Origin of the sequence: Pseudomonas sp. Marseille-Q0931 (genome assembly GCF_940789645.1) — a bacterium.
Lineage (GTDB): Bacteria > Pseudomonadota > Gammaproteobacteria > Pseudomonadales > Pseudomonadaceae > Aquipseudomonas.
In genome coordinates this window covers 186,977-208,461 of the sequence record NZ_CALNWT010000009.1, presented here as the reverse complement: position 1 = coordinate 208,461, position 21,485 = coordinate 186,977, and the positions used below count along the sequence as shown (strand labels likewise).

The 21,485-nt window shown below is 65.7% G+C and carries 24 protein-coding genes; 11 read left to right on the top strand and 13 right to left on the bottom strand.

Annotated elements, in window-relative coordinates; translation table 11 throughout:
- Nucleotides 1-41 precede the first annotated feature (41 nt).
- The 3 genes from P3C50_RS15930 (at nucleotide 42) to P3C50_RS15920 (ending at nucleotide 3,213) form a co-directional block, all read left to right on the top strand.
- Nucleotides 42-725, top strand: coding sequence for an energy-coupling factor ABC transporter permease (locus P3C50_RS15930; RefSeq protein ID WP_275546762.1), 684 nt, complete (start codon nucleotides 42-44; stop codon nucleotides 723-725).
- 95 nt (nucleotides 726-820) lie between these two features.
- On the top strand, nucleotides 821-2,293 hold the full coding sequence (gene amn, locus P3C50_RS15925) for an AMP nucleosidase (RefSeq protein WP_275546761.1): 1,473 nt from the start codon (nucleotides 821-823) through the stop codon (nucleotides 2,291-2,293).
- Between the two features lie 110 nt (nucleotides 2,294-2,403).
- The gene (locus tag P3C50_RS15920; protein ID WP_275546760.1) at nucleotides 2,404-3,213 is read left to right on the top strand and encodes a hypothetical protein; all 810 of its coding nucleotides are present in this window, start codon (nucleotides 2,404-2,406) and stop codon (nucleotides 3,211-3,213) included.
- A gap of 1 nt (nucleotide 3,214) precedes the next feature.
- Here P3C50_RS15920 and P3C50_RS15915 read toward each other — a convergent pair whose 3' ends face one another.
- Nucleotides 3,215-4,186 (bottom strand): threonine dehydratase, encoded by a 972-nt coding sequence (locus P3C50_RS15915; protein WP_275546759.1) that lies wholly within the window; start codon nucleotides 4,184-4,186, stop codon nucleotides 3,215-3,217.
- Between the two features lie 80 nt (nucleotides 4,187-4,266).
- Here P3C50_RS15915 and P3C50_RS15910 point away from each other — a divergent pair, with 80 nt between their 5' ends.
- A complete protein-coding gene (locus P3C50_RS15910) occupies nucleotides 4,267-5,610 on the top strand; it encodes a PLP-dependent aminotransferase family protein (protein ID WP_275546758.1) in 1,344 nt (447 codons plus the stop codon).
- Here the strand turns inward: P3C50_RS15910 and P3C50_RS15905 are convergent.
- Both P3C50_RS15905 and P3C50_RS15900 read right to left on the bottom strand, forming a co-directional pair.
- The gene (locus P3C50_RS15905) at nucleotides 5,600-6,043 is read right to left on the bottom strand and encodes an acetyltransferase (protein WP_275546757.1); all 444 of its coding nucleotides are present in this window, start codon (nucleotides 6,041-6,043) and stop codon (nucleotides 5,600-5,602) included. The genes P3C50_RS15910 and P3C50_RS15905 overlap by 11 nt on opposite strands.
- Before the next feature lie 59 nt (nucleotides 6,044-6,102).
- Complete coding sequence (locus tag P3C50_RS15900; RefSeq protein WP_275546756.1) at nucleotides 6,103-7,134, bottom strand: NADPH-dependent aldehyde reductase Ahr; 1,032 nt, start codon at nucleotides 7,132-7,134, stop codon at nucleotides 6,103-6,105.
- Between the two features lie 173 nt (nucleotides 7,135-7,307).
- Between P3C50_RS15900 and P3C50_RS15895 the strand changes: the two genes are divergently transcribed.
- Nucleotides 7,308-7,877: a pseudouridine synthase gene (locus tag P3C50_RS15895; protein WP_275546786.1), complete on the top strand. Its 570-nt coding sequence runs from the start codon at nucleotides 7,308-7,310 to the stop codon at nucleotides 7,875-7,877.
- A 151-nt stretch (nucleotides 7,878-8,028) separates the two neighbouring features.
- Here the strand turns inward: P3C50_RS15895 and P3C50_RS15890 are convergent, their stop codons facing one another.
- From P3C50_RS15890 to P3C50_RS15870, 5 genes are all read right to left on the bottom strand, one after another.
- On the bottom strand, nucleotides 8,029-8,421 hold the full coding sequence (locus tag P3C50_RS15890) for a globin (RefSeq protein ID WP_197855463.1): 393 nt from the start codon (nucleotides 8,419-8,421) through the stop codon (nucleotides 8,029-8,031).
- 92 nt (nucleotides 8,422-8,513) lie between these two features.
- On the bottom strand, nucleotides 8,514-8,732 hold the full coding sequence (locus tag P3C50_RS15885) for a DUF2788 domain-containing protein (protein ID WP_197855462.1): 219 nt from the start codon (nucleotides 8,730-8,732) through the stop codon (nucleotides 8,514-8,516).
- Between the two features lie 90 nt (nucleotides 8,733-8,822).
- Entirely contained in the window at nucleotides 8,823-9,302 is a 480-nt protein-coding gene (locus P3C50_RS15880) for an Lrp/AsnC family transcriptional regulator (protein WP_004424680.1), read from the bottom strand.
- A gap of 343 nt (nucleotides 9,303-9,645) precedes the next feature.
- Nucleotides 9,646-10,527 (bottom strand): cation diffusion facilitator family transporter, encoded by an 882-nt coding sequence (locus P3C50_RS15875; protein ID WP_275546755.1) that lies wholly within the window; start codon nucleotides 10,525-10,527, stop codon nucleotides 9,646-9,648.
- 3 nt (nucleotides 10,528-10,530) lie between these two features.
- Nucleotides 10,531-10,950 (bottom strand): polyribonucleotide nucleotidyltransferase, encoded by a 420-nt coding sequence (locus tag P3C50_RS15870; RefSeq protein WP_275546754.1) that lies wholly within the window; start codon nucleotides 10,948-10,950, stop codon nucleotides 10,531-10,533.
- 128 nt (nucleotides 10,951-11,078) lie between these two features.
- Between P3C50_RS15870 and hrpB the strand changes: the two genes are divergently transcribed.
- Together hrpB and P3C50_RS15860 are read left to right on the top strand one after the other, a co-directional pair.
- Entirely contained in the window at nucleotides 11,079-13,613 is a 2,535-nt protein-coding gene (gene hrpB / locus P3C50_RS15865; RefSeq protein ID WP_275546753.1) for an ATP-dependent helicase HrpB, read from the top strand.
- A gap of 7 nt (nucleotides 13,614-13,620) precedes the next feature.
- Nucleotides 13,621-14,427, top strand: a complete 807-nt coding sequence (locus P3C50_RS15860; protein WP_275546752.1) for a TlpA disulfide reductase family protein — start codon at nucleotides 13,621-13,623, stop codon at nucleotides 14,425-14,427.
- A gap of 4 nt (nucleotides 14,428-14,431) precedes the next feature.
- On the opposite strand, the gene P3C50_RS15855 is transcribed toward P3C50_RS15860, so the two are convergent.
- Nucleotides 14,432-15,166: a substrate-binding periplasmic protein gene (locus tag P3C50_RS15855; RefSeq protein WP_275546751.1), complete on the bottom strand. Its 735-nt coding sequence runs from the start codon at nucleotides 15,164-15,166 to the stop codon at nucleotides 14,432-14,434.
- Between the two features lie 83 nt (nucleotides 15,167-15,249).
- Nucleotides 15,250-16,341, bottom strand: a complete 1,092-nt coding sequence (locus P3C50_RS15850) for an endonuclease/exonuclease/phosphatase family protein (RefSeq protein ID WP_275546750.1) — start codon at nucleotides 16,339-16,341, stop codon at nucleotides 15,250-15,252.
- Nucleotides 16,342-16,717: 376 nt separating this feature from the next.
- Between P3C50_RS15850 and P3C50_RS15845 the strand changes: the two genes are divergently transcribed.
- Both P3C50_RS15845 and P3C50_RS15840 read left to right on the top strand, forming a co-directional pair.
- Nucleotides 16,718-17,563: an SDR family oxidoreductase gene (locus P3C50_RS15845; RefSeq protein ID WP_275546749.1), complete on the top strand. Its 846-nt coding sequence runs from the start codon at nucleotides 16,718-16,720 to the stop codon at nucleotides 17,561-17,563.
- Nucleotides 17,563-18,306 carry a substrate-binding periplasmic protein gene (locus P3C50_RS15840; protein WP_275546748.1) on the top strand — a complete coding sequence of 248 codons (744 nt, stop codon included), beginning with the start codon at nucleotides 17,563-17,565 and terminating at the stop codon, nucleotides 18,304-18,306. The genes P3C50_RS15845 and P3C50_RS15840 overlap by 1 nt, the downstream gene beginning before the upstream one ends.
- Before the next feature lie 7 nt (nucleotides 18,307-18,313).
- Here the strand turns inward: P3C50_RS15840 and P3C50_RS15835 are convergent, their stop codons facing one another.
- From P3C50_RS15835 to P3C50_RS15825, 3 genes are read right to left on the bottom strand one after another with little or no spacing between them, the layout of a single operon-like run.
- Nucleotides 18,314-18,751, bottom strand: a complete 438-nt coding sequence (locus P3C50_RS15835; RefSeq protein ID WP_275546747.1) for a VOC family protein — start codon at nucleotides 18,749-18,751, stop codon at nucleotides 18,314-18,316.
- 32 nt (nucleotides 18,752-18,783) lie between these two features.
- On the bottom strand, nucleotides 18,784-19,452 hold the full coding sequence (locus tag P3C50_RS15830; RefSeq protein WP_275546746.1) for a YciC family protein: 669 nt from the start codon (nucleotides 19,450-19,452) through the stop codon (nucleotides 18,784-18,786).
- A gap of 55 nt (nucleotides 19,453-19,507) precedes the next feature.
- Nucleotides 19,508-19,993, bottom strand: a complete 486-nt coding sequence (locus P3C50_RS15825; RefSeq protein WP_275546745.1) for a YbaK/EbsC family protein — start codon at nucleotides 19,991-19,993, stop codon at nucleotides 19,508-19,510.
- Between the two features lie 101 nt (nucleotides 19,994-20,094).
- Between P3C50_RS15825 and P3C50_RS15820 the strand changes: the two genes are divergently transcribed.
- Nucleotides 20,095-20,574: an NYN domain-containing protein gene (locus P3C50_RS15820; protein ID WP_275546744.1), complete on the top strand. Its 480-nt coding sequence runs from the start codon at nucleotides 20,095-20,097 to the stop codon at nucleotides 20,572-20,574.
- A gap of 7 nt (nucleotides 20,575-20,581) precedes the next feature.
- Nucleotides 20,582-21,184 (top strand): PolC-type DNA polymerase III, encoded by a 603-nt coding sequence (locus P3C50_RS15815; RefSeq protein ID WP_275546743.1) that lies wholly within the window; start codon nucleotides 20,582-20,584, stop codon nucleotides 21,182-21,184.
- Nucleotides 21,185-21,485 lie beyond the last annotated feature (301 nt).

Genomic DNA, 21,485 nt, shown 5'->3' with positions numbered 1-21,485 from the left:
CATCCGAATCGTCGCGCGGTGGGCGCGGCAAAGGAACTCGCATGCATATCGAACCGGGCGTCGTCGAAGGCGCCAAGATCCTGCTCAGCTACGCAACAGCCGTCACCGCTTTTGGCCTGACCGCCAAACTCGCTCTGGACAGTGTCCGCAACAACGATGGTGCTGCCGCGCTGGCGATGCGCAGCCTGCTGACCACCGCGTTGGTGTTCTGCTTCTTCGAGGTGTTTCCGCATCATCCGGTGGGCGTTTCCGAGGTGCACCTGATCCTCGGCTCGACCCTGCTGCTGCTGTTCGGCGCCGGTGCCACGGCCATCGGCCTGGCTGCGGGCCTGCTGTTGCAAGGCCTGTTGTTCGCCCAGTTCGACTTGCCGCAATACGGCATGAACGTCACCACACTGTTGATCCCGCTGTGGGGCATCAGTCTGTTGGCCAAGCGTATCGTCGCCCCGGGTACCGCCTACGTCGATCTTTCCTACAAGCAGGCACTGGCGCTGTCGACTGCCTATCAGGGCGGCATCGTCGTCTGGGTCGCGTTCTGGGCCTTCTACGGTCACGGCTTTTCCAGTGACAACCTGGCGGCCGTGGGCAGCTTCGGCCTGGCCTACATGAGCGTGATCCTGATCGAGCCGCTGATCGACCTGGGCGTGCTGGCCGCCGCCAAGGCGCTGTCGCGTTTCAGCCAGGGTCCGCTGTTCAACGCGCGCCTGCATCAGGCGGCCGCCTGATCGCAGCGTGGCGACCGATTCCCGGTCGCCACGCTATGTTTTGCCACAAGGATGCAGGCAAGATAGGCGCGTACGTTCAGTCAGGAAGATGCGCCGTGAAAGCCTGCTCAGATGATTTCATCATTGCCCACACTCCCGAAGAGGCGGTCGATCGCCTCGCCGCGCTGCACCAGGAAGCCACTGGTGCCCTGAGCTATGCGCTCAAACGCTACCTCAAGGAGCGCATCCGCCCGGATGCCAGCGAGCACTGCCTGTTCCGCTATCCCGAATTGCGCCTGACCTACTTGTGCCAGGGCGAAGTGCCGACCACCGTACGCGCCTACGCCAAGGTGCAGGTTCCGGGCACCTACGCCATCACCGTGACCCAGCCGGCAGCCTTTCGCAAATACCTGCTGGAGCAGCTGCGCCCTTTGATGAACGATTTCACCCTGCGTGTGGAAGTCGGCCGCAGCCAGCAGAATATTCCCTACCCCTATGTGGTCGAGGGCGGCGATGAGCTGGCCGGCAGTGGCGTGACCGCTGCCGAGCTGGCGCGCGTGTTTCCCAGTACCGATCTGTCTGCCGCCACCGACGGCACCGCCGATGGCCTGTACGACTGGGAGAACATCGACCCGCTGCCGCTGGCACTGTTCGATGCCGCGCGCACCGACTTTTCGCTCAAGCGCATCCAGCACTACACCGGCAGCGACTGGAATCATGTGCAGCCATGGATTCTGCTGACCAACTACCACCGCTACGTCGACCAGTTCATCCGCCATGGCCTGGACATGCTGGTGGGCGACTCGCGCTTCACTCGAATGGTGCTGCCGGGCAACGTGCTGATCGAACGCGGTACGGCCGAAGGCGAGATGCAGGCGATCATCGAGAACGTGGTCTGGCACCGCTATCAGATGCCTGCCTACCATCTGCAGGCTGATGACGGCCACGGCATTACCCTGGTCAATATCGGCGTCGGCCCGTCCAACGCCAAGAACATCACCGACCACCTCGCCGTGCTGCGCCCGCATTGCTGGCTGATGATCGGCCACTGCGGCGGCCTGCGTCAGTCCCAGACCATCGGCGACTACGTGCTGGCCCACGCCTATATGCGCCGCGACGGCATTCTCGATCGCGTGCTGCCGCCGCATATCCCGCTGCCGGCGCTGGCTGAAGTGCAGCAGGCGCTGCAGGAAGCCGCCAAGCTGGTCACCGGCGAGGAGGGTGACGAGCTGAAGAAACGCCTGCGTACCGGCACCGTGCTGACCTACGACGATCGCAACTGGGAGCTGCGCTGGGCGCAGGAGCGTCCGCTGATCAACCTGTCGCGCGCAGTGGCGGTGGACATGGAGAGCGGCACCATCGCTGCTCAGGGTTACCGCCTGCGGGTGCCTTACGGCACGCTGCTGTGTGTGTCAGACAAGCCGCTGCACAGCGAGATCAAGCTGCCCGGTGCGGCGGGTGCCTTCTACGAGCGCGCAGTGACCCAGCACCTGCATATCGGCATCGCGGCGCTGGAGCTGATGCGCAGCCAGCTCGACTCGCTGCACTCGCGCAAGTTGCGCAGCTTCGACGAGCCGCCGTTCCGCTGAGGTTCTGAAAGGGTGGCGTGGCCTGGCGCACAGTCCGGCCACGCCCTGGCAGTGTCGTGCAGCCTCTTTGGTTTACACTCGCGCCGTCATGGACGAACGAGGTAATACGCATGGAACAGGCACGTCTGCTGCTCACGGCGCTGTGGGAACCTTTCAGCTTTTTCAGTCTTTTCCTCTACACCGGCCTGGCCCTGATGCTTGGTGCGGTTGCCGGTCTGTTGCTGGCGCTCAAGCTGCACCGATTGGGTTGGCTGGCACGCAACAACCGCTGGCACCACTGGCTGCTGAAACTCTACTTTTTGCTGTTGCCCCTGGCCGGAGGTTTTCTCGGCGTCCAGGGTGGGCTGTTGTATGGCAGCCAGCAGCAGATCAATCGCCATCTCGATAGCTACGCGCCCCTGGTTCAGGAACTGGCCGACGATATCTGGAGCGACTTCCAGGCCTATGTCGAGGCGCAGGAGCAGCAGGGACTATTGGCCGTGCGTGATATCAGTGTGCAGACGCTGCTCAATCAGTTGGCGCTGGACTATGTGCGTAGTGAGCGGCTGCAAGAAGCTGCCGAGCGCGCCGAGGCCTCGACCGCTGAACGCATCGCCTTCGACCTGCTCGACCGACTGCGTGCCAGTCTGCTGGGCAAGGCGATTGGCGAGATGGCAGTGGAGAAAACCGCCCGTTACAGCGGCCTTAACGAGAAGGTGCTGAATCAGGTACTGGATGCGCGTATCGAGCAGCTCTTCCACGCCGAGTTCCTTCTCGGCCTGCTCAAGCGGCAGATCAGCCATGTATTCAAACCGTTCTATATCGCCTTGCTGATTCAGCTCGGCCTGCTGCTGGCGCTGGTCGCTGCGGAATGGGGCGTTTCGCGCCGGTTGCGGCAGACGCCAGGACGGCTGCCTGCCGAGGCTCTGCCGCTGGCCTAAGTCAGGCTGCGGCTGGCGCCTCGTCACGCAGCAGGTCGGCCAGCGCCAGCCGGTCGATATTGGCGCCGCTGAGCACCACCGCCACGCGCTGGCCGGCATTGAGTTCGCCCTCCTGCATCAACGCGGCCAGGGCGGCGGCGCCGGCGCCTTCGGCGAGGTTGTGAGTGTCCTCGTGATAGGCGCGGATGGCGGTGCGAATTTCCTCGTCGTCGACCCGTAGGATGCGTGCGGCGCCGGCGCTGATCACGTCCAATGCCAATTGCTGCGGTTGGCGGCAGGCCATGCCGTCGGCCAGTGTCTCGGCGCGTTCGGTCTGCACCAGCCGGCCTTGTTCGAAACTCTGCGCGTAGGCATCGGCGCCACTGGCGACCACGCCGACGATTTCGGTGTCGAGGCCGAGCAGATCGCGGGTGCGGATCATGCCGCAGATGCCCGAACCGAGGCCGATGGGCACATAGACCCGACGCAGATTCGGTACCGCCTCCAGCAGTTCCAGAGCATAGGTGGCTATGCCGCGCACCAGATCCTCGTGCAGTGACGGCACCCAGTGCAGGCCATCACGTTCGGCCAGGCGCGCGGCTTCGGCGCGGGCTTCGTCGAAGTCGCGGCCATGCTCGATCACTTCGGCGCCAAGTGCACGCATCGCCGCGTTTTTCTCGCGTGCGTTGCCATGCGGCACCAGGATGCGGATGGTCAGGCCCGCCTGGCGCGCAGCCAGCGCCAGGCTCTGGCCATGGTTGCCGCGGGTGGCGGTGACCAGCCCGCGCACCTTCGGCTCGCGGCGCAGCAGGGCGTCGATATAGACCAGCCCGCCGCGCACCTTGAAGGCGGCAGTCGGGGCGTGATTCTCGTGCTTGACCCAGACCTCGCAGCCGGTGCGCTGCGCCAGCAATGGCCAGCTCAGTTGCGGCGTGGGCGCCATATGGCGGTGAACCAGTGCGGCGCTCTGGCGCAGTTGGGCGAGGTCGAACATGACGGGTACTCCGAGTGGCGTTGACCTCGATGCTAGTGCGGCGCATTGTATGGGTAAATCTTTATATTGCATGGCAAACAATGTGGTTCCCTGACCTGTCCAGCAGCGCTTTGCCCACCTACCTCGCTCTGGTCGAGGCCATCGCCGCTGCCATCGGCCGCGGTGAACTCAAGCCCGGCGAACGCCTGCCGCCGCAGCGGCGCCTGGCCTGGACGCTGGGCATCAACCCGAGCACGGTGATGCTCGCCTACCGCGAGGCGGCGCGTCGGCATCTGGTTTCCGGCGAGGTCGGGCGTGGCACCTACGTGCTCGCCGGCAGCCGCGAGGCGAGCCTGTTCCGTCTCAAGCAGCCGGCCGCGCAGGGTGAGTTGATCGACCTGTCGACCAACGTGCCGGTGCACGACCCGGACAACCGCGACCTGTCCGTCAGCATCGCCTCGCTGGCTGCACGCGGCGAGCTGGATGGGCTGCAGGCCTATCCCTCGGCGGCGCTGGTCGAACGCGCGCACCTGGCCGGCGTAACCTGGCTGCGCCGCCGCGGCCTGGAACTGGCGCCGAACGGCCTGCTGCTCTGCGCCGGCGCCCAGCAGGGTGTGTCAGCGGCCCTGTTGGCACTGTGCGAGGCGGGCGAGCCGATTCTGGTGGAGCGCTTCACCGCGCCGGGGATCAAGGCCGCCGCGCGCCAGCTGCGCCTGCCGCTGCATGGTGTGGCGATGGACGAGCACGGCATCCTGCCCGACGACCTCGACCGCCAGGCGCGTGCAACTGGCGCTCGTGTCGCGGTGCTTACGCCCTGTTTGCAGAACCCCACCGGCGCCAACCTGGATGCCGAGCGCCGCGCCGCCATCGCAACGGTGGCGCGCCGACGCGGCCTGTGGATCATCGAGGATGATGTCTACGGCGTGCTCGGCAGCGCGGCGCCGCTGGCGGTGCAGGTGCCGGAGCGCTGCCTGCTGATCAGCAGCCTGTCGAAGAGCGTCGCGCCAGGACTGCGCCTGGGCTTTATCGCCGGCGCCCCCGAGCTGCTCGAGCGTATCGACCCCGAGGCCCAGGCCACCCGCTGGGCGGTGACGCCGCTGAGCCTGGCGCTGGCCTGCGAATGGGTCGAAAGCGGCGTTGCCGAACGGCGTCTGGCCTGGCAGATCGGGGAGCTGCAGCAGCGCTGGCGCCTGGCCGCGCGCGTGCTCGGGCCGCGCATGCCACAGGGCAGGGCGGTGGCGCCGCACCTGTGGCTGGATGGCGCGCCGCCTGCCGGCCTGGCCGAGGCCTGTCGGCAGCATGGCGTGGAGGTGGTGCCGGCCGAGGTGTTCGCGGTGGAGGCCAATCCGGGGCATGCGGTACGCATCAGCCTCGCTGCAGCAGCCAGCAGAGTCGAACTCAAGCGTGCACTGGAAGGGATAGTCGCAGCCTGGCCTATCGGCTGAGTGTCATATGCAGGATCGGAAAGGGCCTTCCGCCGCCATCCAGTCGTGAGCGATCGGTCACCACGAAACCCAGGTGCTGGTAGAAACCGACGGCCTGCGGATTCTGCTCGTTGACGTCGACCCGCGTGGCGCCCAGCGCGTCGATGGCGTGCTGCATCAGCCGCTTGCCCACGCCCTGGCCGTGGCAGGCCGGGTCGACGAAGAGCATTTCCACCATGCCCTCGGCCGTGCCGAGAAAACCCAGGATTCGCCCCGACTCATCGCGTGCGCAGGTCAGTTGCACGGCTGGGAAATACTGCTCGCGAAGCAGCGGCTTGATCACCTGCAGGTCGCTCTCCGGCAGGAAGTGGTGGGTGGCGCGCACGGCGGCCTCCCAGATTTCCACCAGGGTGGGCAGTTCGGCATCGGTGGGGGTATCGAGAATCAGTGGCATGGCGGCGGGCATCTTGGATGAAACGGGGCGCAGAGCATGCCAGCTCCGCGCCCGTGCTGTCATTTGCTGGCGTCGAGCACGACGCGATAACGCGCCTTGCCGCTGCGCAGATGGTCGATGGCCGCGTTCACCTGGCTCATGGGGAATTGCTCGACCTGCGGCAAAATCTGGTGGCGCGCGCAGAACTCCAGCATGGTCGCCATGGTGCTCGGCGAGCCCACCGGCGAGCCGGACAGGCTCTTCTGCTGCGGAATCAGGTTGAACACGTGCACCGGTATGGCGCTGGGCACGATGCCGACGAAGTGCAGGCGGCCCTTGCCACGCAGGGTGGCGAGCAAGGCGATCCAGTCGAGATCTGCACTGGCGGTGATCAGGAGAAAATCCAGCGTGCCGGCAATCGCCTTCATCGCCGCGCTGTCGGTGGAGGCCACCACCTTGTGCGCACCCAGGCGCTTGGCTTCGTCCTGCTTGTTCAGCGACGAGGTGAAGGCGGTCACCTCGCAGCCCCAGGCATTGAGAAAACGCAGCGCCAGGTGGCCAAGGCCGCCGATGCCGACCACGCCGACGCGGTCGGTGGGCTTGATGTCGAATTCCAGCAGTGGGCTGAACACCGTGGAACCAGCGCAGAACAGCGGGCCGACCAGCGCCGGGTCGAGGCCATCGGGCAGCGGCACGGCCCAGGCCCAGTGCGAGCGCAGGCGGTCGGCGAAGCCGCCGTGACTGCCGACGATGGTGGGTTTGACCGAGCGGCACAGCTGGTGCGAGCCCTCCATGCACGAGCCGCAGTGCATGCAACTGCCCTTGTACCAGCCGATGCCGACGCGCTGGCCAAGCTTGAGGCCGCGCGCCTGCTCGCCGAGGCGGACGATGGTGCCAACCACCTCGTGGCCGGGGATGAAGGGGTAGCGGGCATTGCCCCATTCGTTGTCGATCATCGACTGGTCGGAATGGCAGATGCCGCAATATTCCACCGCCACTTCCACCTCTTCGGCGCCGAGCGGGCCTGGGTCGTAGCTCAGGCGCTCCAATGGCGCCTTGGGCGCGGTGGCGGCCCAGCCGGTGAAGGTGGCGAGTTCGGCGCTGTTGCTCATGGACGGCTCCTCGATGCTGGGGTGAATCAGCAGCTTAGCCTGTCTGGTGGGGCGTGTAAGGACCATCAGCGCCGCTTATCGTGAGTTACACTGCGCAGCCCAGTTCCGCCGAAGCTCTTCGCATGTCTCGCCCTCGTCCTCCCGCCAATCGCCGTCCTGCAGCACCTCGCCGCGTGGCCAAGGCACCGCCTGCGCAGCCACGCCTGCTGCTGCTGAACAAGCCATTCGACGTGCTGACCCAGTTCAACGACGAGCAGGGTCGCGCCACCCTCAAGGATTTCGTCGATGTGCCGGGCGTCTACCCGGCCGGACGTCTGGATCGCGACAGCGAAGGCCTGTTGCTGCTGACCAACGACGGTCGCCTGCAGGCGCGTATCGCCGACCCCAAGCACAGGCTGGCGAAGACCTACTGGGTGCAGGTGGAGGGCGAGCCGAGTGAGGGTCAGCTGCAGCAGCTGCGCGATGGCGTCACGCTCAATGATGGCCCGACCCTGCCGGCCGAGGCGCGGCGCCTGGACGAGCCCGAGCTGTGGGAACGCAACCCGCCGGTGCGCTTTCGCAAGAGCGTGCCGACCGCCTGGCTGGAACTGGTGATCCGCGAGGGGCGCAACCGCCAGGTGCGGCGCATGACCGCCGCGGTTGGCCTGCCCACTTTGCGTCTGGTGCGTGTGGCCATTGGCCCTTGGACATTGGATGGCCTGCAACCCGGCCAGTGGCGTGAGATCCCGGCACAACTGCCGTAGCGGCGCGCGGTCGCTTGGGGAAACACTGAAGAATCCATTTGCCGTCACTCCCGCCAAGGCGGGAGCCCAGTTCTGCGTTCCCGCCTTGGCGGGAATGACGACTCTGCCGGGCGTTTTGTCGCAGGGCCGGGCCCTGGCGAGATGACCTGAATCAATAACCGGCCTTGATCACGGCAATACCTTTGTTCAGCACTTCGCGCCAGGCCTGGCGCACGTCCGCGTCGCACTCCTTGTCGTGGTCGCTGATGGTCAGCAGCAGCGCGTCGAGCCACAGGTCGTAGAGTTCGGGGGAAATGTCCAGGTGCTGGCGCGAGTGCGATTCGCCTAGGGCGCGCAGCTTGGTATCGGGCATGCCGCGCGCGTGCATCACCAGGTTCATGATGCCCTGGCGCAGCAGTTGCTTCTGCGCGGTCATGTCGGTGTTGACGAATTTCCCGCGGATCAGCGGCGAGCTGGCGAGAAAGTGTCGGTAGAAATCATCGAAAAAGGTGAGGCTGGCGCAGCAGCGTCCATAGCTCTGCATCACCAGATTGGCGGCGCTCATGTGCAACTCCTTGAATGGGCAGCCGGCCGCATCGAGGCGGCGGCCTGGAGAGGATCAGACGTGTCGCGCGGGCTTGGCGATACTGCGACCGCTCAACCGTGAATGCCGCGCGTGGTCTCGATGATGTAGGTGATGATCGGCTTGGCCAGGAAGGCGAACAGGCACAGGCCCAGGCCGAGGAACAGGATGGCAGTACCCAGGCGGCCGGCCTTGGACTTCTTCGCCAGGTCCCAGATGATGAAGAACATGAACAGCATCAGGCCGCCCACCAGGACGTACATCATCAGCGCTTCGAATTGTTCGGTTTCCATGGTGCCTCGTGATTCGGACGGAAAACGCAGGGCGAGAATTATACGCGCCCAGGCTTGGACCGCGGCATGATCCGTTTGACCCTGCGACTTTCAGTCGCGCAGGTGCTGCAACGGCAGCTGCGTGCTGGAGAGAATCTGTTGCAGCACGAAGCTCGAACGCACGCTGGAGACACCGTCGATTCGAGTCAGGGTGCCCAGTAGCAGCTTCTGGTAATGATCCATGTCCGGCACCACCACCTTGAGCTGGTAGTCGGCGTCCATCCCGGTGACCAGGCAGCACTCGAGCACCTCGGGGCACTTGCGTATCTCGTCTTGGAAATGCTCGAAGCGCTCCGGCGTATGTCGGTCCATACCGATCAGCACATAGGCGGTCAGGCTAAGACCGAGCTTCTTGCGGTCGAGCAGGGCGACCTGGCCAGTGATGTAGCCGTCGTCTTCCAGCTGCTTGACCCGGCGCGAGCAGGGCGAGGGCGACAGGCCGATGCGCTCGGCCAGCTCCTGGTTGGACAACGCCGCGTTGCGCTGCAATTCGGCGAGGATGTTCAGGTCGTAGCGATCGAGTTTGTCCATTTTTTCATCAGCCTGTTATTGCATTGCGCTAAATAGTGCTCCTTTAGTCATTAATTGCGCAATGGGCTGGCTGATAAGCAATCTTCGCAATCTTATTTCGGTGCGGCAGGCGTAAGCTTTACCTCAGTTTCACGGCCCGGACGAGAAGTCCTACCGGCCTCGCCCAACCAGGTGAGCCGGCGCCGACGGTCCTACCGGATCGTACCGGCACCCGGGTCCGCACTGCCCAACCAGGCAGGCGATGAAAGCGGCGACAACATCGCCAGCACCGGACAGATTTCCCGAGGGGGCCGCGAGGCCCCTTTTTTATTGCCCGCTGTAGTGGGGTAGCAGGCGACCCTGGTCAGTGCCTGACCACTTCCTGCGGGTCGGCATGCACCAGCACTTCGGCGCGGGGGTAGCGTTCGTGGATGGCCTTTTCCACCGCTTCGCAATGCTCATGAGCTTGCGACAGACTCATTTCGCCCGGCAGCTCCAGGTGCAGCTGGACGAACCAGCGTGTGCCGGAAACCCGCGTGCGCAGATCGTGTGCGCCGAGCACGCCAGGGACGGCGCACGCCAGCTCGTGCATCTGCGTGCTGACGTCGGCGGGCAGTTCCTCGTCCATCAGTACGGCAATCGCGCCACGGACGATGCTGATGGCGCTCCAGAAGATGTAGAAGGCGATGCCGATGGCGAAGATCGCGTCCATCTGCTGCCAGCCGAGGCGGGTCAGCAGCAGGGCGGCGAGGATGCTGGCGTTGAGCAGGATATCGGAGCGGTAGTGCAGCGAATCGGCGTGGATGGCAGTAGAGCCGGTTTCACGCACCACCTTGTGCTGGAACAGCAGCAGGGCCACGGTCAGTGCCAGCGATAGCAGCATCACGGCAATGCCGACACCTTCGGCAGCCAGCGGCTGCGGCGATTGCAGGCGCTCGACGCCCTGCAGGCCGATGAGGATGGCGCTGACACCGATGAACAGCGCCTGCCCCAAACCTGCCAGCGCTTCGGCCTTGCCATGGCCGTAGCGGTGATCTTCGTCGGCCGGGCGCAGGGCGAAGTGCACGGCGATCAGGTTGATCAGCGAGGCCGCGCTATCGAGCAGCGAATCGGTGAGGCCGGCCAGCAAGCTGACCGAGCCGCTCAACCACCAGGCAAGCGCCTTGGCCAGCACCAGGGTCAGCGCCACGGTCAGCGCTGCCCGGGTGGCCAGGCGCATCAGCCTGGCGTGCTGCGGGTCGTGCATGGGTCAGGCAGCCGGGCGCAGACCGTAGGCAGCCAGTTGCTCGGCGTTGCCGCTGTGCTGGATCAGGCGCGGATCGTCCAGCGGCAGCTGATGGCCGGTGCTGGTCTCGATCAGCGTCTTGAGCGCGTACTGGTCGACCTTGCCGTCTGCGCCGATCAGTTGCTTGAGCTGTTGCGGGTCGACCTGAGCGGTCTGGCCATCGGGCAGGTAGATGGCGCCGGTGGCGAAATCCACGGCGAAGGCAATCAGGCCGGGAATCACGTAGAACAGCAGGCCGATGGCGTTGGCCCCGGCAATCACAGGGTCGATCCGGCCTTCGATCTGGCCCCGGCGATCCGGGTAGAAAATCGAACCGCAGGCGGTCAGTTGAGCGAACAGGGTAGCGGCGACAAGGCCGGCAATAACGCGGGATTTCGTGCGCATGAGCACCTCCAGAAAAAAGTGGCGCAACTATAGCAAGGCGTTGATTGTAAAACTGCTGTGCGCTGTTTATGACTCGCGGGGCGTCTGGCAGTTCGCCGTTATAATCGCCGGCCTGTTGTGGAGATACCATGAACGACCTGCCGATCGACGCCCTGTTACCCGCCCTGCGCGATGCCCTGAGCGCCCGCCACGAAGCCGTGCTGGAGGCGCCGCCCGGTGCGGGCAAGACCACTCGCGTGCCGCTGGCGTTGCTCGACGCGCCCTGGTTGCGCGGGCAGAAGATCCTCATGCTCGAACCGCGCCGGCTGGCCGCCCGCGCGGCCGCCGAGCGCCTGGCCAGCGAGCTGGGCGAGCGCGTCGGCGAGACGGTCGGCTATCGCATCCGTTTGGATAGCAAGGTGGGACCGAACACCCGAATCGAGGTGGTCACCGAGGGCATCCTCGCGCGCCGTCTGCAGGATGATCCGGTGCTGGACGGCGTTGGCCTGGTGATCTTCGACGAATTCCACGAGCGCAGTCTCGATGCCGATCTGGCCCTGGCGCTGACGCTCAATGGCCGCGCCATGTTCCGTGCCGAGGATAGCGGCGAGGCGCCGCTCAAGGTGCTGCTGATGTCGGCGACCCTCGAAGGCGAGCGCCTGTCCGCGCTGCTGGGCGAGGCGCCGGTGCTGCGCAGCGCGGGGCGCATGTTCCCGGTGGATATCCGCTGGGGCGCGCCGTTTCAGCCGGGCGAGTGGGTCGAGCCGCGCGTATTGCAGACGGTACAGCAGGCGCTGGCCGATGAGCCCGGCAGCCTGCTGGTGTTCCTGCCGGGCCAGGCCGAGATCCGCCGTGTGGCCGAGCAACTGGGCGAGGCGCTGGCCGATCGCGACGATATCCTGCTCTGCCCGCTACATGGCGAGCTGGAACTGTCCGCGCAACGTGCGGCCATCGAACCGGCGCCGGCGGGCAAGCGCAAGGTGGTGCTGGCTACCAACATTGCCGAGACCAGCCTGACCATCGACGGCGTGCGTGTGGTGGTCGATGCCGGCCTGGCGCGGGTGCCGCGTTTCGACCCGGCCAGCGGCATGACCCGCCTAGATACCCAGCGCATTTCCCGCGCTTCGGCCACCCAGCGTGCCGGCCGCGCCGGCCGCCTTGAGCCAGGAGCCTGCTATCGCTTGTGGTCGCAGGCGCAGCACGAACAACTCAGCGCCTATTCCGGCGCGGAAATCCTTGCGGCCGATCTGTCCGGGTTGGCCGTGCAACTGCTGCGTTGGGGCGTCACGCCGCAGGAGCTGAGCTGGCTCGACGTGCCGCCGCCGGCTGCTTATGCCCAGGCGCTGGACTTGCTCGGCCGCCTCGGCGCGCTGGACGAGCGTGGCGCGCTCAACGCTCATGGCCAGGCCATGGCCGAGCTGCCCAGCCATCCGCGCATCGCTCATCTGCTGCTGCGTGGCCAGGCGCTGGGCCTGGGCTCGCTGGCTTGCGATCTGGCGGCGCTGTTGTCGGAGCGCGATATCTTGCGCGGCGGTGGTGCCGATCTGCATAGTCGCCTGGCCCTGCTCAGCGGCGAAACCCGCGGCACGCGCGGCGCTCAAGGCGGCGTGCAGCGCGCGCGGCAGTTGGCCAAGCAATTTCAGGGACTGCTCCGGGGCCGGCCGGCAAGCCAGACCGTGAGCGACCCCGAGCACCCGCGCTGGCTCGGCTGTCTGCTGGCTTTCGCCTACCCCGACCGCATCGCCCAGCAGCGCCGCGCCGGTGGCGCCGACTACCGCCTGGCCAACGGTCGCGCCGCGCAGTTCGCTGAAGCCGATGCGCTGATGAAGCACGAATGGCTGGTAGTAGCAGACCTGGGCAGTCGCCAGGGCCAGCGCGAGGAGCGTATCTATCTGGCGGCCGATCTTGATCCGGCGCTGTTCGAGCATGAACTGGCCGAGCAGGTACAGACGCTGGAGGTGCTCGACTGGGACGAGCGCGAAGGCGCGCTGCGCGCCGAGCGTCAGCGCAAGGTGGGCGAACTGGTGCTGGAGCGTCAGGCACTGGCCACACTGGACGAGGACACGCGCAGCCGCGCCCTGGTTGGCCTGGTGCGGCGCAAGGGTCTGGAACTGCTGCCCTGGACGCCGGAGCTGCGCCAGTGGCAGGCGCGCGTTGCGCTGCTGCGCGAGCTCGATTTGCAGCAACAGGGACAGAGCGAATGGCCGGATCTGTCCGATGCTGCGCTGCTGGCCAGCCTCGAGCATTGGCTGACGCCGTTCCTAGGCAAGGTCAACCGCCTTAGCCACTTCGCCAATCTCGACCTGCCATCGATCCTGCAAACGCTGCTGCCCTGGCCGTTGCCGCAACGCCTTGACGAGCTGGCGCCGCGAGCGCTGGGCGTTCCGTCCGGCTCGCGCATCGCCATCGACTACACGGAAAACCCGCCGGTGCTCGCCGTGCGCCTACAGGAGCTGTTCGGCCTGGCCGCCACGCCGCGCATCGCTGGCGGTCGCCTCGGCCTCAAGCTGCACCTGTTGTCGCCGGCGCGTCGGCCCGTGCAGGTAACCCAGGATCTGGCCAGCTTCTGGGCCAATACCTATATCGATGTGAAGAAGGATCTGAAGGGTCGTTATCCCAAGCACTACTGGCCTGATGACCCGTTGATCGCCGAGCCCACTGCGCGGGCCAAACCGAGGAAGTGAGAAGCCGATGCTGACCCTGAATGTCGGGCCGCTGGCCCTGGGTGTCACCCATGTGCTGCTGTTCGGCAGCCTGCTGGTGGCGACGCTGGTCGGCTGGCTGACCGGTCGCCGTCAAGGTTGCAACCCCGAGCGCCAGCTGTTTCGCTCGCTGCTGGTCGGGTTGCTGGTGGCGCGGCTGGCCTTCGTGCTGGTGTATGCCGAGTTCTACCGCGATGCGCCGTGGCGGGTGGTGGATATTCGCGATGGCGGTTTCATCGCCTGGCCGGGTGTGCTCGCCGGCCTGACGCTGGGCGCCTGGTACTGCTGGCGTCAGATGCATTTGCGGCGCCCGCTGGGGGTGGCGATGGGCGTAGGTCTGGCGCTATGGCTCGTTGGCAACCTGATGCTGCACGCGTTGGAGCAGGGCACGCGGCTGCCTGATCTTCAAGTGTGGGACTTGCAGGGCAATCCGGTGAACCTGCGCGATTACGCCGGGCAGCCGTTGGTGGTCAATCTATGGGCCACCTGGTGCCCGCCATGTCGGCGCGAGATGCCGGTGTTGATGCAGGCGCAGCAGCGCGAGTCCGCGATCACCTTCCTGTTCGTCAACCAGGGGGAAAGCGCCGTGCTGGTAAGCGAGTTCCTTGCCGCCCAGCAACTGAGCCTGGACCACCTGCTGCTCGACGAGCAGGTCAAATTGGGGCAACTGGTGGGTTCGCGCGCACTGCCCACCACGCTGTTCTACGACGCCGAGGGGCGGCAGATCGGCAGCCATCTGGGCGAGCTGTCGCACGCCAGCCTGGAGCGAGCGCTGGCCAGGTTGCGTGGTGAGTGAGGGATCAATACAGCCACAGATCCTCGCCGGCATCCTGCAACTGCTGGTAGGCCCGATCCAGGTCGTCGCGCAGGCGCTCGGCACCCGGCGCACGGCGCGAGTAGATCATCCTCAGCGGCAGGCGTTGCACTTCGACGAACGGCAGGTCGCCCATGCCCAGCTCTCGCATGGCCTGCTCGATGGGGGCGCGATAGTCCAGCAGGTAGTCGGCGCGTCGACGCAGGAGCATTTCCAGAGCCGAGGTATGGCTGCGGGTACGGTGATGGATGATGTTGCGCGCTGGATCTTCCAGCCATTGATTGACGTCCTGCCAGTAGCTGTAGCCGGTGATCAGGATCACCCCACGGTCGTGCAACTCGTCCGGAATGATTGGCGCCGGCGTATCCTGGCGAAAGTACAGGTTGAGAGTGATCTCTCCCAGCAGATGCCTGCCCTCGAAGGTGTGCTCGGCCAGTTCCGGCTTGCCTGATGCGCCGGCCCAGAGCTGGATACTGCCGTCGAGCAGGCCACTGTAAAGGCGGGCGCCGGGGTAGGAGCGAAAGTCGGCCTCATAGCCCGCCGCATCGAGCAGGCGCGCGGTGAGCTCCAGCCCCGAGCCGCTTGGTTGGCCCTGGGCGTCGGTATAGGAGTAGGGCGGAAACTCGTAGTAACCCACATGAATGCGCTGCCTGGTCTCGGCAGCGTGGGCAGCCGACAGCCAGAACAGGGCGATGAACATCAGGCAGAAGCGTCTTGGCATTTGGCTCGCGGCTCTTCGCCGTCTTTTCATTCGATGGTGCCCGCTGAGGATGGACAAGACCGGGCTGGCTTGTCCAGCCCGGTCTAGTGCTGACTGGGCAGAAAGAAGCGGCCGATTACCGGCAGGTGGTCGGAGATCGTCAGGGTATCGTGCTGGCGAACCAGGCTGGCGAGCGGGGTCAGGCGCGGGCTATGGAACAGGTAGTCGAGGGTGCGGTCGGGGCCGCGGGCGGCCGGGTCGTTGGGGAAGTGCGTGTACCACTGCGCCTGCTCCGCGCCGCTGGCCTGTTGCAGGCTGGGGATCATCGGGTAGCGGCGGGCCAGGTCCTGCAGTTCGCTGTCGGCGGCGTACCAGCTGCGCTGATCCTCCGGCAGGCGCTGGAACTGACCGGGTGGCAGCAGGTTGAGGTCGCCGCCCAGTACCCAGGTCTTACCTGCACCTTGCAGTTGCTGGAGCAGGTCGTCGGTCATCTGCACCTGGCGTTGCATGGTGTTCTGGCCCTGGGCGAAGGCATCGAAATGGGTGTTGATCGCCACCAGTTCTTCGCCGCCGCGAATGGGCAGGTAGCTGACCAGCAGGGCGCGCTTGAGCTGGAACTGGCCGCTCAGCAGATCGGCCTCGAGCATGGGCAGTTGCAGGCGTTCGGCGCGGGTGATCTGGAAGCGGCTGAGGGTGCCCAGCTTCATGCCGACGCTGCCGAGAATGCGCGGGTGCGGTACGAAGGCAGCCTTCCAGTACAACGCCTGGGCGCTGCATGGATAGAGGTCGCCCAGGCGCGCCTGCAGCAGGGCCAGCTGGTCCTGATGGTCGCTGGCCTTGGCGTTGTCATGCAGCTCCTGCAACAGCACCACGTCCGGCTGCTCATCGCGCAGCACGCGCACCACTTCATCGAGCGTCAGCGCCAGGTCCTCGCTGCTCGGGCGCTCGTCCGGGCCATCGCCGCCAGGCAGGTCGTACCAGAACACGTAGCGCTTGCCGGCCATGTACTGCACGTTCCAGGTCATCACCTTGAGCGCCTGGCCCGGTTGCAGCTGGGGCACCTGACCATGGCAGATCACGGGCGCGTTCTCACGTGGCAGCGGGCGCCAGGTCAGGCTGTAGACCAGGGCGATCAGTAGAATGAGTAACGGCAGGGCAATGAACAGCAGCAGGCGAAGCGGGCGGTGCAAAGACATGGCGAAGCGAGCGACTATGCTGGAAGCAGGCGAGCATAACCCAGTGCGCAACTTCGTCCCAAGCTGTGAACTGCGCATTTCACTGGCCGCTTCGCCCTGTCATGCGCCTGCAGTACCATGCCGAAAGGTTTGACAGGCCGGGCGATGGTTCCCAATGCTGTTCACTCAGGAAACGGTCAAGCACGATCAGTTCCTTCGCCCCTTTTGGGCGAGGGGCAGGCAGAGGGAAACCGGCGGTTTGCGGTGTTTTCGGCCCTCTCCCCAGCCCCGCTCCCACAAATAGGAGAGGGGAGCAAAAACGTGTGCAGCCCTAAGTGAACAGCGTTGAGGCTATGGTTCGAGCTTGTCGCTGACACTGGGCCTCCGGGAGTCACCCATGTATCGCAAGGTATTTGCCAACAAGGTATTCGACCGCAAGGTGGTGCTGATTACTGGCGGTTGCGCCGGTATCGGTCGGGCGCTGGCCATGCGTCTGGCGCAGGCCGGGGCACGGCTGGTGATTCTCGATCTGCAGCAGGCAGCGCTGGATAGCCTGGTGCAGCACCTGGCCGATCACCACAACGCCGAGGCCCTGGGCCTGCTCTGTGACGTCGCCGATGCCGAGGCGGTGCAGCGCGCCGTGGCTTTAGCGGTTGAGCGTTTCGGCGGGATCGACGTGTTGATCAACAATGCCGGCATCACCCACCGCAGCACGTTCGCCGAGACCAGCCTGGAGGTCTTCCAGCGGGTCATGGCGGTCAACTATTTCGGTGCGCTGCACTGCACTCAGGCGGCGCTCCCCAGTCTTATCGCCCGGCGCGGGCAGATCATCGTGCTCAGTTCGCTGTCGGGTATCGCGCCCTTGCTCTACCGCAGCGCCTACAACGCCAGCAAACACGCGCTGCATGGCCTGTTCGAAACGCTGCGCTACGAGCTCAAGGGCTCGGGTGTGAACGTGATGCTGGTGTGCCCTGGCTTCACCGCCACCGACCTGCGCAAGAACGCTCTGGTCGGCGATGGCTCGGTGGCCGCACAGGCGACGCTGGCGATGGGCAAGGTCGCCTCGCCACAGGACGTCGCCGAGGCCATCTACCACGGCGCGCTCAAACGTCGACGGCTGCTGGTGCTGTCGAATGTCGACTGGCGTGCGCGGGTGCTGGCGCGCTTTTTCCCGAGATTGTTCGAGCGCGTGCTGCTGCCGCGGCTTTCCGGGCTCAAACCGCCGAATCAAGGGCGCGTCTGATGCGTATCTGGCTGCTGCTTCTGCTGGTGCTGGCGCCGTTATGCCGGGCCGAGCAAGTGCAGCCGTTGCGGGTCATGACCGACCTGTGGCCGCCGTTTCGCATGGACCGGGAGGATGGCCGTCTGCACGGGCTGGATATCGATCTGCTCGATGAGTTGTCGCGGCGCACCGGGATGCAGTTCGAGGTACAGCGGGCGCCTTGGGCGCGCGGGCTGGCGGCGCTGGAGCAGGGGACTGCCGACCTGATGACCGGCCTGGCCAGGACGCCGGAACGCGAACGCTACATTCGCTACCTGGATACGCCGTACTACACCTGCTCGCCGCGCTTTTACGCCAATCCAGCGCTGGCGACGCGCTTGAATGACTATGCCTCGCTGCGCGGGCTGCGTATCGGCTATGTGCTGGAGTCGGCTTATTTCCAGCCGTTCGATGCTGATCAGGCGCTGCACAAGGTTGGCGTCAGCAACGAGCATCAGCTTCTGGAGATGCTGGTGCGTGGTCGCATCGACGCCCTGGTCGGTACCGATTGTCAGGTCGACTATTCGCTGCTCGATCCCGGGCTGGCCGGGCGCATCGTCAAGGCCGCCTTCCAGCCCGGGGCGCGCACCGAGCTTTACATCGGCTTCTCGCGCAAGCGCCTGGAGCGCATGCCGGAGCTGGCCGCGGCGCTTGAGAGCCTGCTGCGCGAAGGCTGGATCGCCAATGCCGCGCTGCGCTACCAGCCCGTGTTGGCGGGCCACTAACGGCATTTCAGCCGTGTTCTTTCGGCTCCACGTACAGCTCGTAGATCAGCGCCATGTCCCAGTACGCCGCCTCGATCTTGTGGCCGTCGAGATCCCTGACGAAGCAGCCGTAGTAGGGCTCGCCGTATTCGGGGCGCGGCCCCGGCTGGCCTTCGTCGCGTGCTCCGGCTTCCAGTGCGGCCTGGTGAAAGGCGTGCACCGAATCCTTGTCCGGGGCGACGAAACCGAAGTGACTGCCGTTGCCGAGCGTGGCCGGTTGGCCATTGATCGGCGTCTGCACCCAGAACTCGGGAAATTCGCGGCCGAAGGCCACTGCGCCGGGATGGCGCATGATTTCCTTGCAACCAAGAGTGGCCAGCACCTTGGCGTAGAAGGCGCTGGCTGCCTCGAAGTCGTTGGTGCCGATGGATACGTGGGACAGGATGCTCGGGTTGCTGTCGCTCATGGCAAGCGCTCCAGAAGGGTGGACTGGCAAGCCTAGTCGCTGTTCTCGCCATCTGCCGCCTGCTGCGGTTCGAGCAGCATGAACAGGCGGAATAGCACGACGATGGCGAACAGCTGGAGGAAACCGTTGCCGGTCTGATGCAGCACCCACAGCAGGGTGTCGCTGTGATTCGGCTGCGTCCACCAGTCGAGCAGCCATAGCGGCACCAGCACATTGGCCAGGCAGGCGAACACCGGCCAGAAGCGCCCCTCGGTCAGCGCGAAGCTGGCCTGCAGGGCGCGCATTGGCGGCTCCTGGCGCAGCACCAGGATCAGTTCGGAGAAGGCCAGGCGCATCATGATCCAGATGCCCGGCACGATGAACAACGACAGGCCGAGCATGATCGCCAGGGTGCTCAGGCCGGTCATCAGGGCGAAGGTCGGCCACAGCTGCAGACCGGCCGCGAACAGCTGCGCGCTGCCGGGCGTCTGCCCGATGCTGCGGGCATGCAGGAAGAGAATCAGCGGCGCAGCGTACAGCGGGTAGAAGAGAATGCCGAGCAGCACGCCATAGGCCGGGTTGGCGCCTTCGCCAAGCTGGGCGGCGAGGAGCGTCTGGGCGATGGCTTCGAGCAGCAACAGCGGCAGGGTCAGGCGGGCGATGGCGGCGAGGTTGTGGCTGGAGAAGAACCAGGCGTCGCGCAAAACGGAAAGTGGGCTCATCGACGGGTTACCAAATGTCAGGGCGCCCGCACTGTGGCGGGTTGCCGGGATAGGTTCAAGGGTATTCCAGCTGCGCATTGGGCAGTGCGGCGAGCAGGCGCGGCAGTTCGGGGCCGGGCACTTCCAGAGTCAACTGCGGCGGGCCGGGTGAATACAGCAGAAAGTCGCAGGCCAGCACTGCGCGGTCGATCAGCAGAGTGATGGCGGCGTCATGGCCGAACGGGCAGGCGCACATCGGCACGCAGCCGGTGTGCTCGCTCAGTTCTTCGTCGCTGGCGATGCGCGGACGCTTGCCGAGCAGCGCTTTTAGTTTGGTCCAGTCGGCACGAGCGCCCTCAAGGGTGACCAGCATCGCGTAGCGCTGCGCATCGACGCGCAGGAACAGGCTCTTGCTCTCCACACCGCACAGGCCGAAACGCTGGCGCACGGCGTGGGCGGTGGGGTAGTCCAGCACGGGTTCGTGCTCGACCAGGCGATGGCTGATTTGCAGGCGCTGGAGCAGGTCGAGGTTGCGCTGGCAGAGGCGTTCTAGAGGCGTCATAGCGGCAAGGATAGGGGCTGCGTCGCGCCCCGGCCAGCCCTGGACGCAGGATGCCGCCGGCTCTGGCATACTGGCGCCTTCGTCACCCCCGAGGACTCCCGGTGAAGAAGATCGCCGTATTCGCCGATGTGCAGAACCTCTACTACACGGTGCGCCAGGTGCATGGCTGCCATTTCGACTACAGCGTGCTGTGGGCCGAGGTCAGTCGCCGTGGCGTGATCGTCGAGGCCTACGCCTACGCCATCGACCGTGGTGACGCCAAGCAGCAGCAGTTCCAGCAGATCCTGCGCAAGCTGGGTTTCACCGTGAAGCTCAAACCCTATATCCAGCGCGCCGACGGCTCGGCCAAGGGCGACTGGGACGTGGGCATCACCATTGATGTGCTCGACGCGGTCGAGCGCGTCGACGAGATCGTCCTGGCCTCGGGCGATGGCGACTTCGACCTGTTGCTCGAACGCGTGCGCAGCCGTGGTGTGGAAACCATCGCCTTCGGCGCGCCGGGGCTGACGGCGCAGTCGCTGATCCGCGCCGCCAGCCTGTATGTGCCCATCGAGGGTGATCTTTTGCTCCGCAATCATTGAGACTTACGTGGAATCCATCGCAGTAATCGACTTTGAAACCACCGGCGTGTCGCCGACCCAGGCGCGCGCCACCGAGATCGGCGTGGCGATCATCGAGGACGGGCGCATCGTCGACCGTTACCAGAGCCTGATGAACAGTGGCGCCTGGGTGCCGCCGTTCATCGAGCAACTAACCGGCATCAGCAACGCCATGCTGCGCAAGGCGCCGCCGTCTGAGCAGGTGATGAACGAGGTGGCCGACTTCATCGGCGAGCGCCCGCTGCTGGCGCATAACGCCTCTTTCGACCAGAAGTTCTGGGACGCCGAACTGGGGCGCGTGCGCCGGCGTCGCTTGCAGCCGTTCGCCTGTTCGTTGCTGCTGTCGCGGCGCCTGCTGCCGGAGGCGCCGAGCCACAAGCTGGGCAACCTCAACACCTGGGCCGGCCTGCCGGATACCGGCCGCGCTCACCGCGCCCTGGCCGATGCCGAAATGGCGGCGAACCTGACCCTGCATCTGTTCGGCCTGCTGCGCGAACGCCACGGCCGGCACCAGGCCGATCATGCCTTTCTCTGCCAGTTGCAGAGCCTTTCGGCGGCCAAGGTGCGGGCGTTGCTGGCCACCGCCAGCTGAGTTTGCCTGGTACCTGTAGGAGCGGCTGGGCGGCATTCCGCTTTAGCCGCGAAGCGTTGTGGGTGGTTTCGTAGCCCGGATGCAATCCGGGGAAAGTGGCGCATGGTCCCGGATTGCATCCGGGCTACGTGTTTGCCTCGTTCCTGTAGGAGCGGCTTTAGCCGCGAAGCCTTTGTATTCGAGAGAGAACGCCGCGGATTTCAGGATGCTCTGTGAGAGACGCTTTCCACTCGGTCATCCTGCTTCGTTCTATCTCCTGCATTCATGCAGTCGCAGCGGCGATTTTCGCGACTGAAGCCGC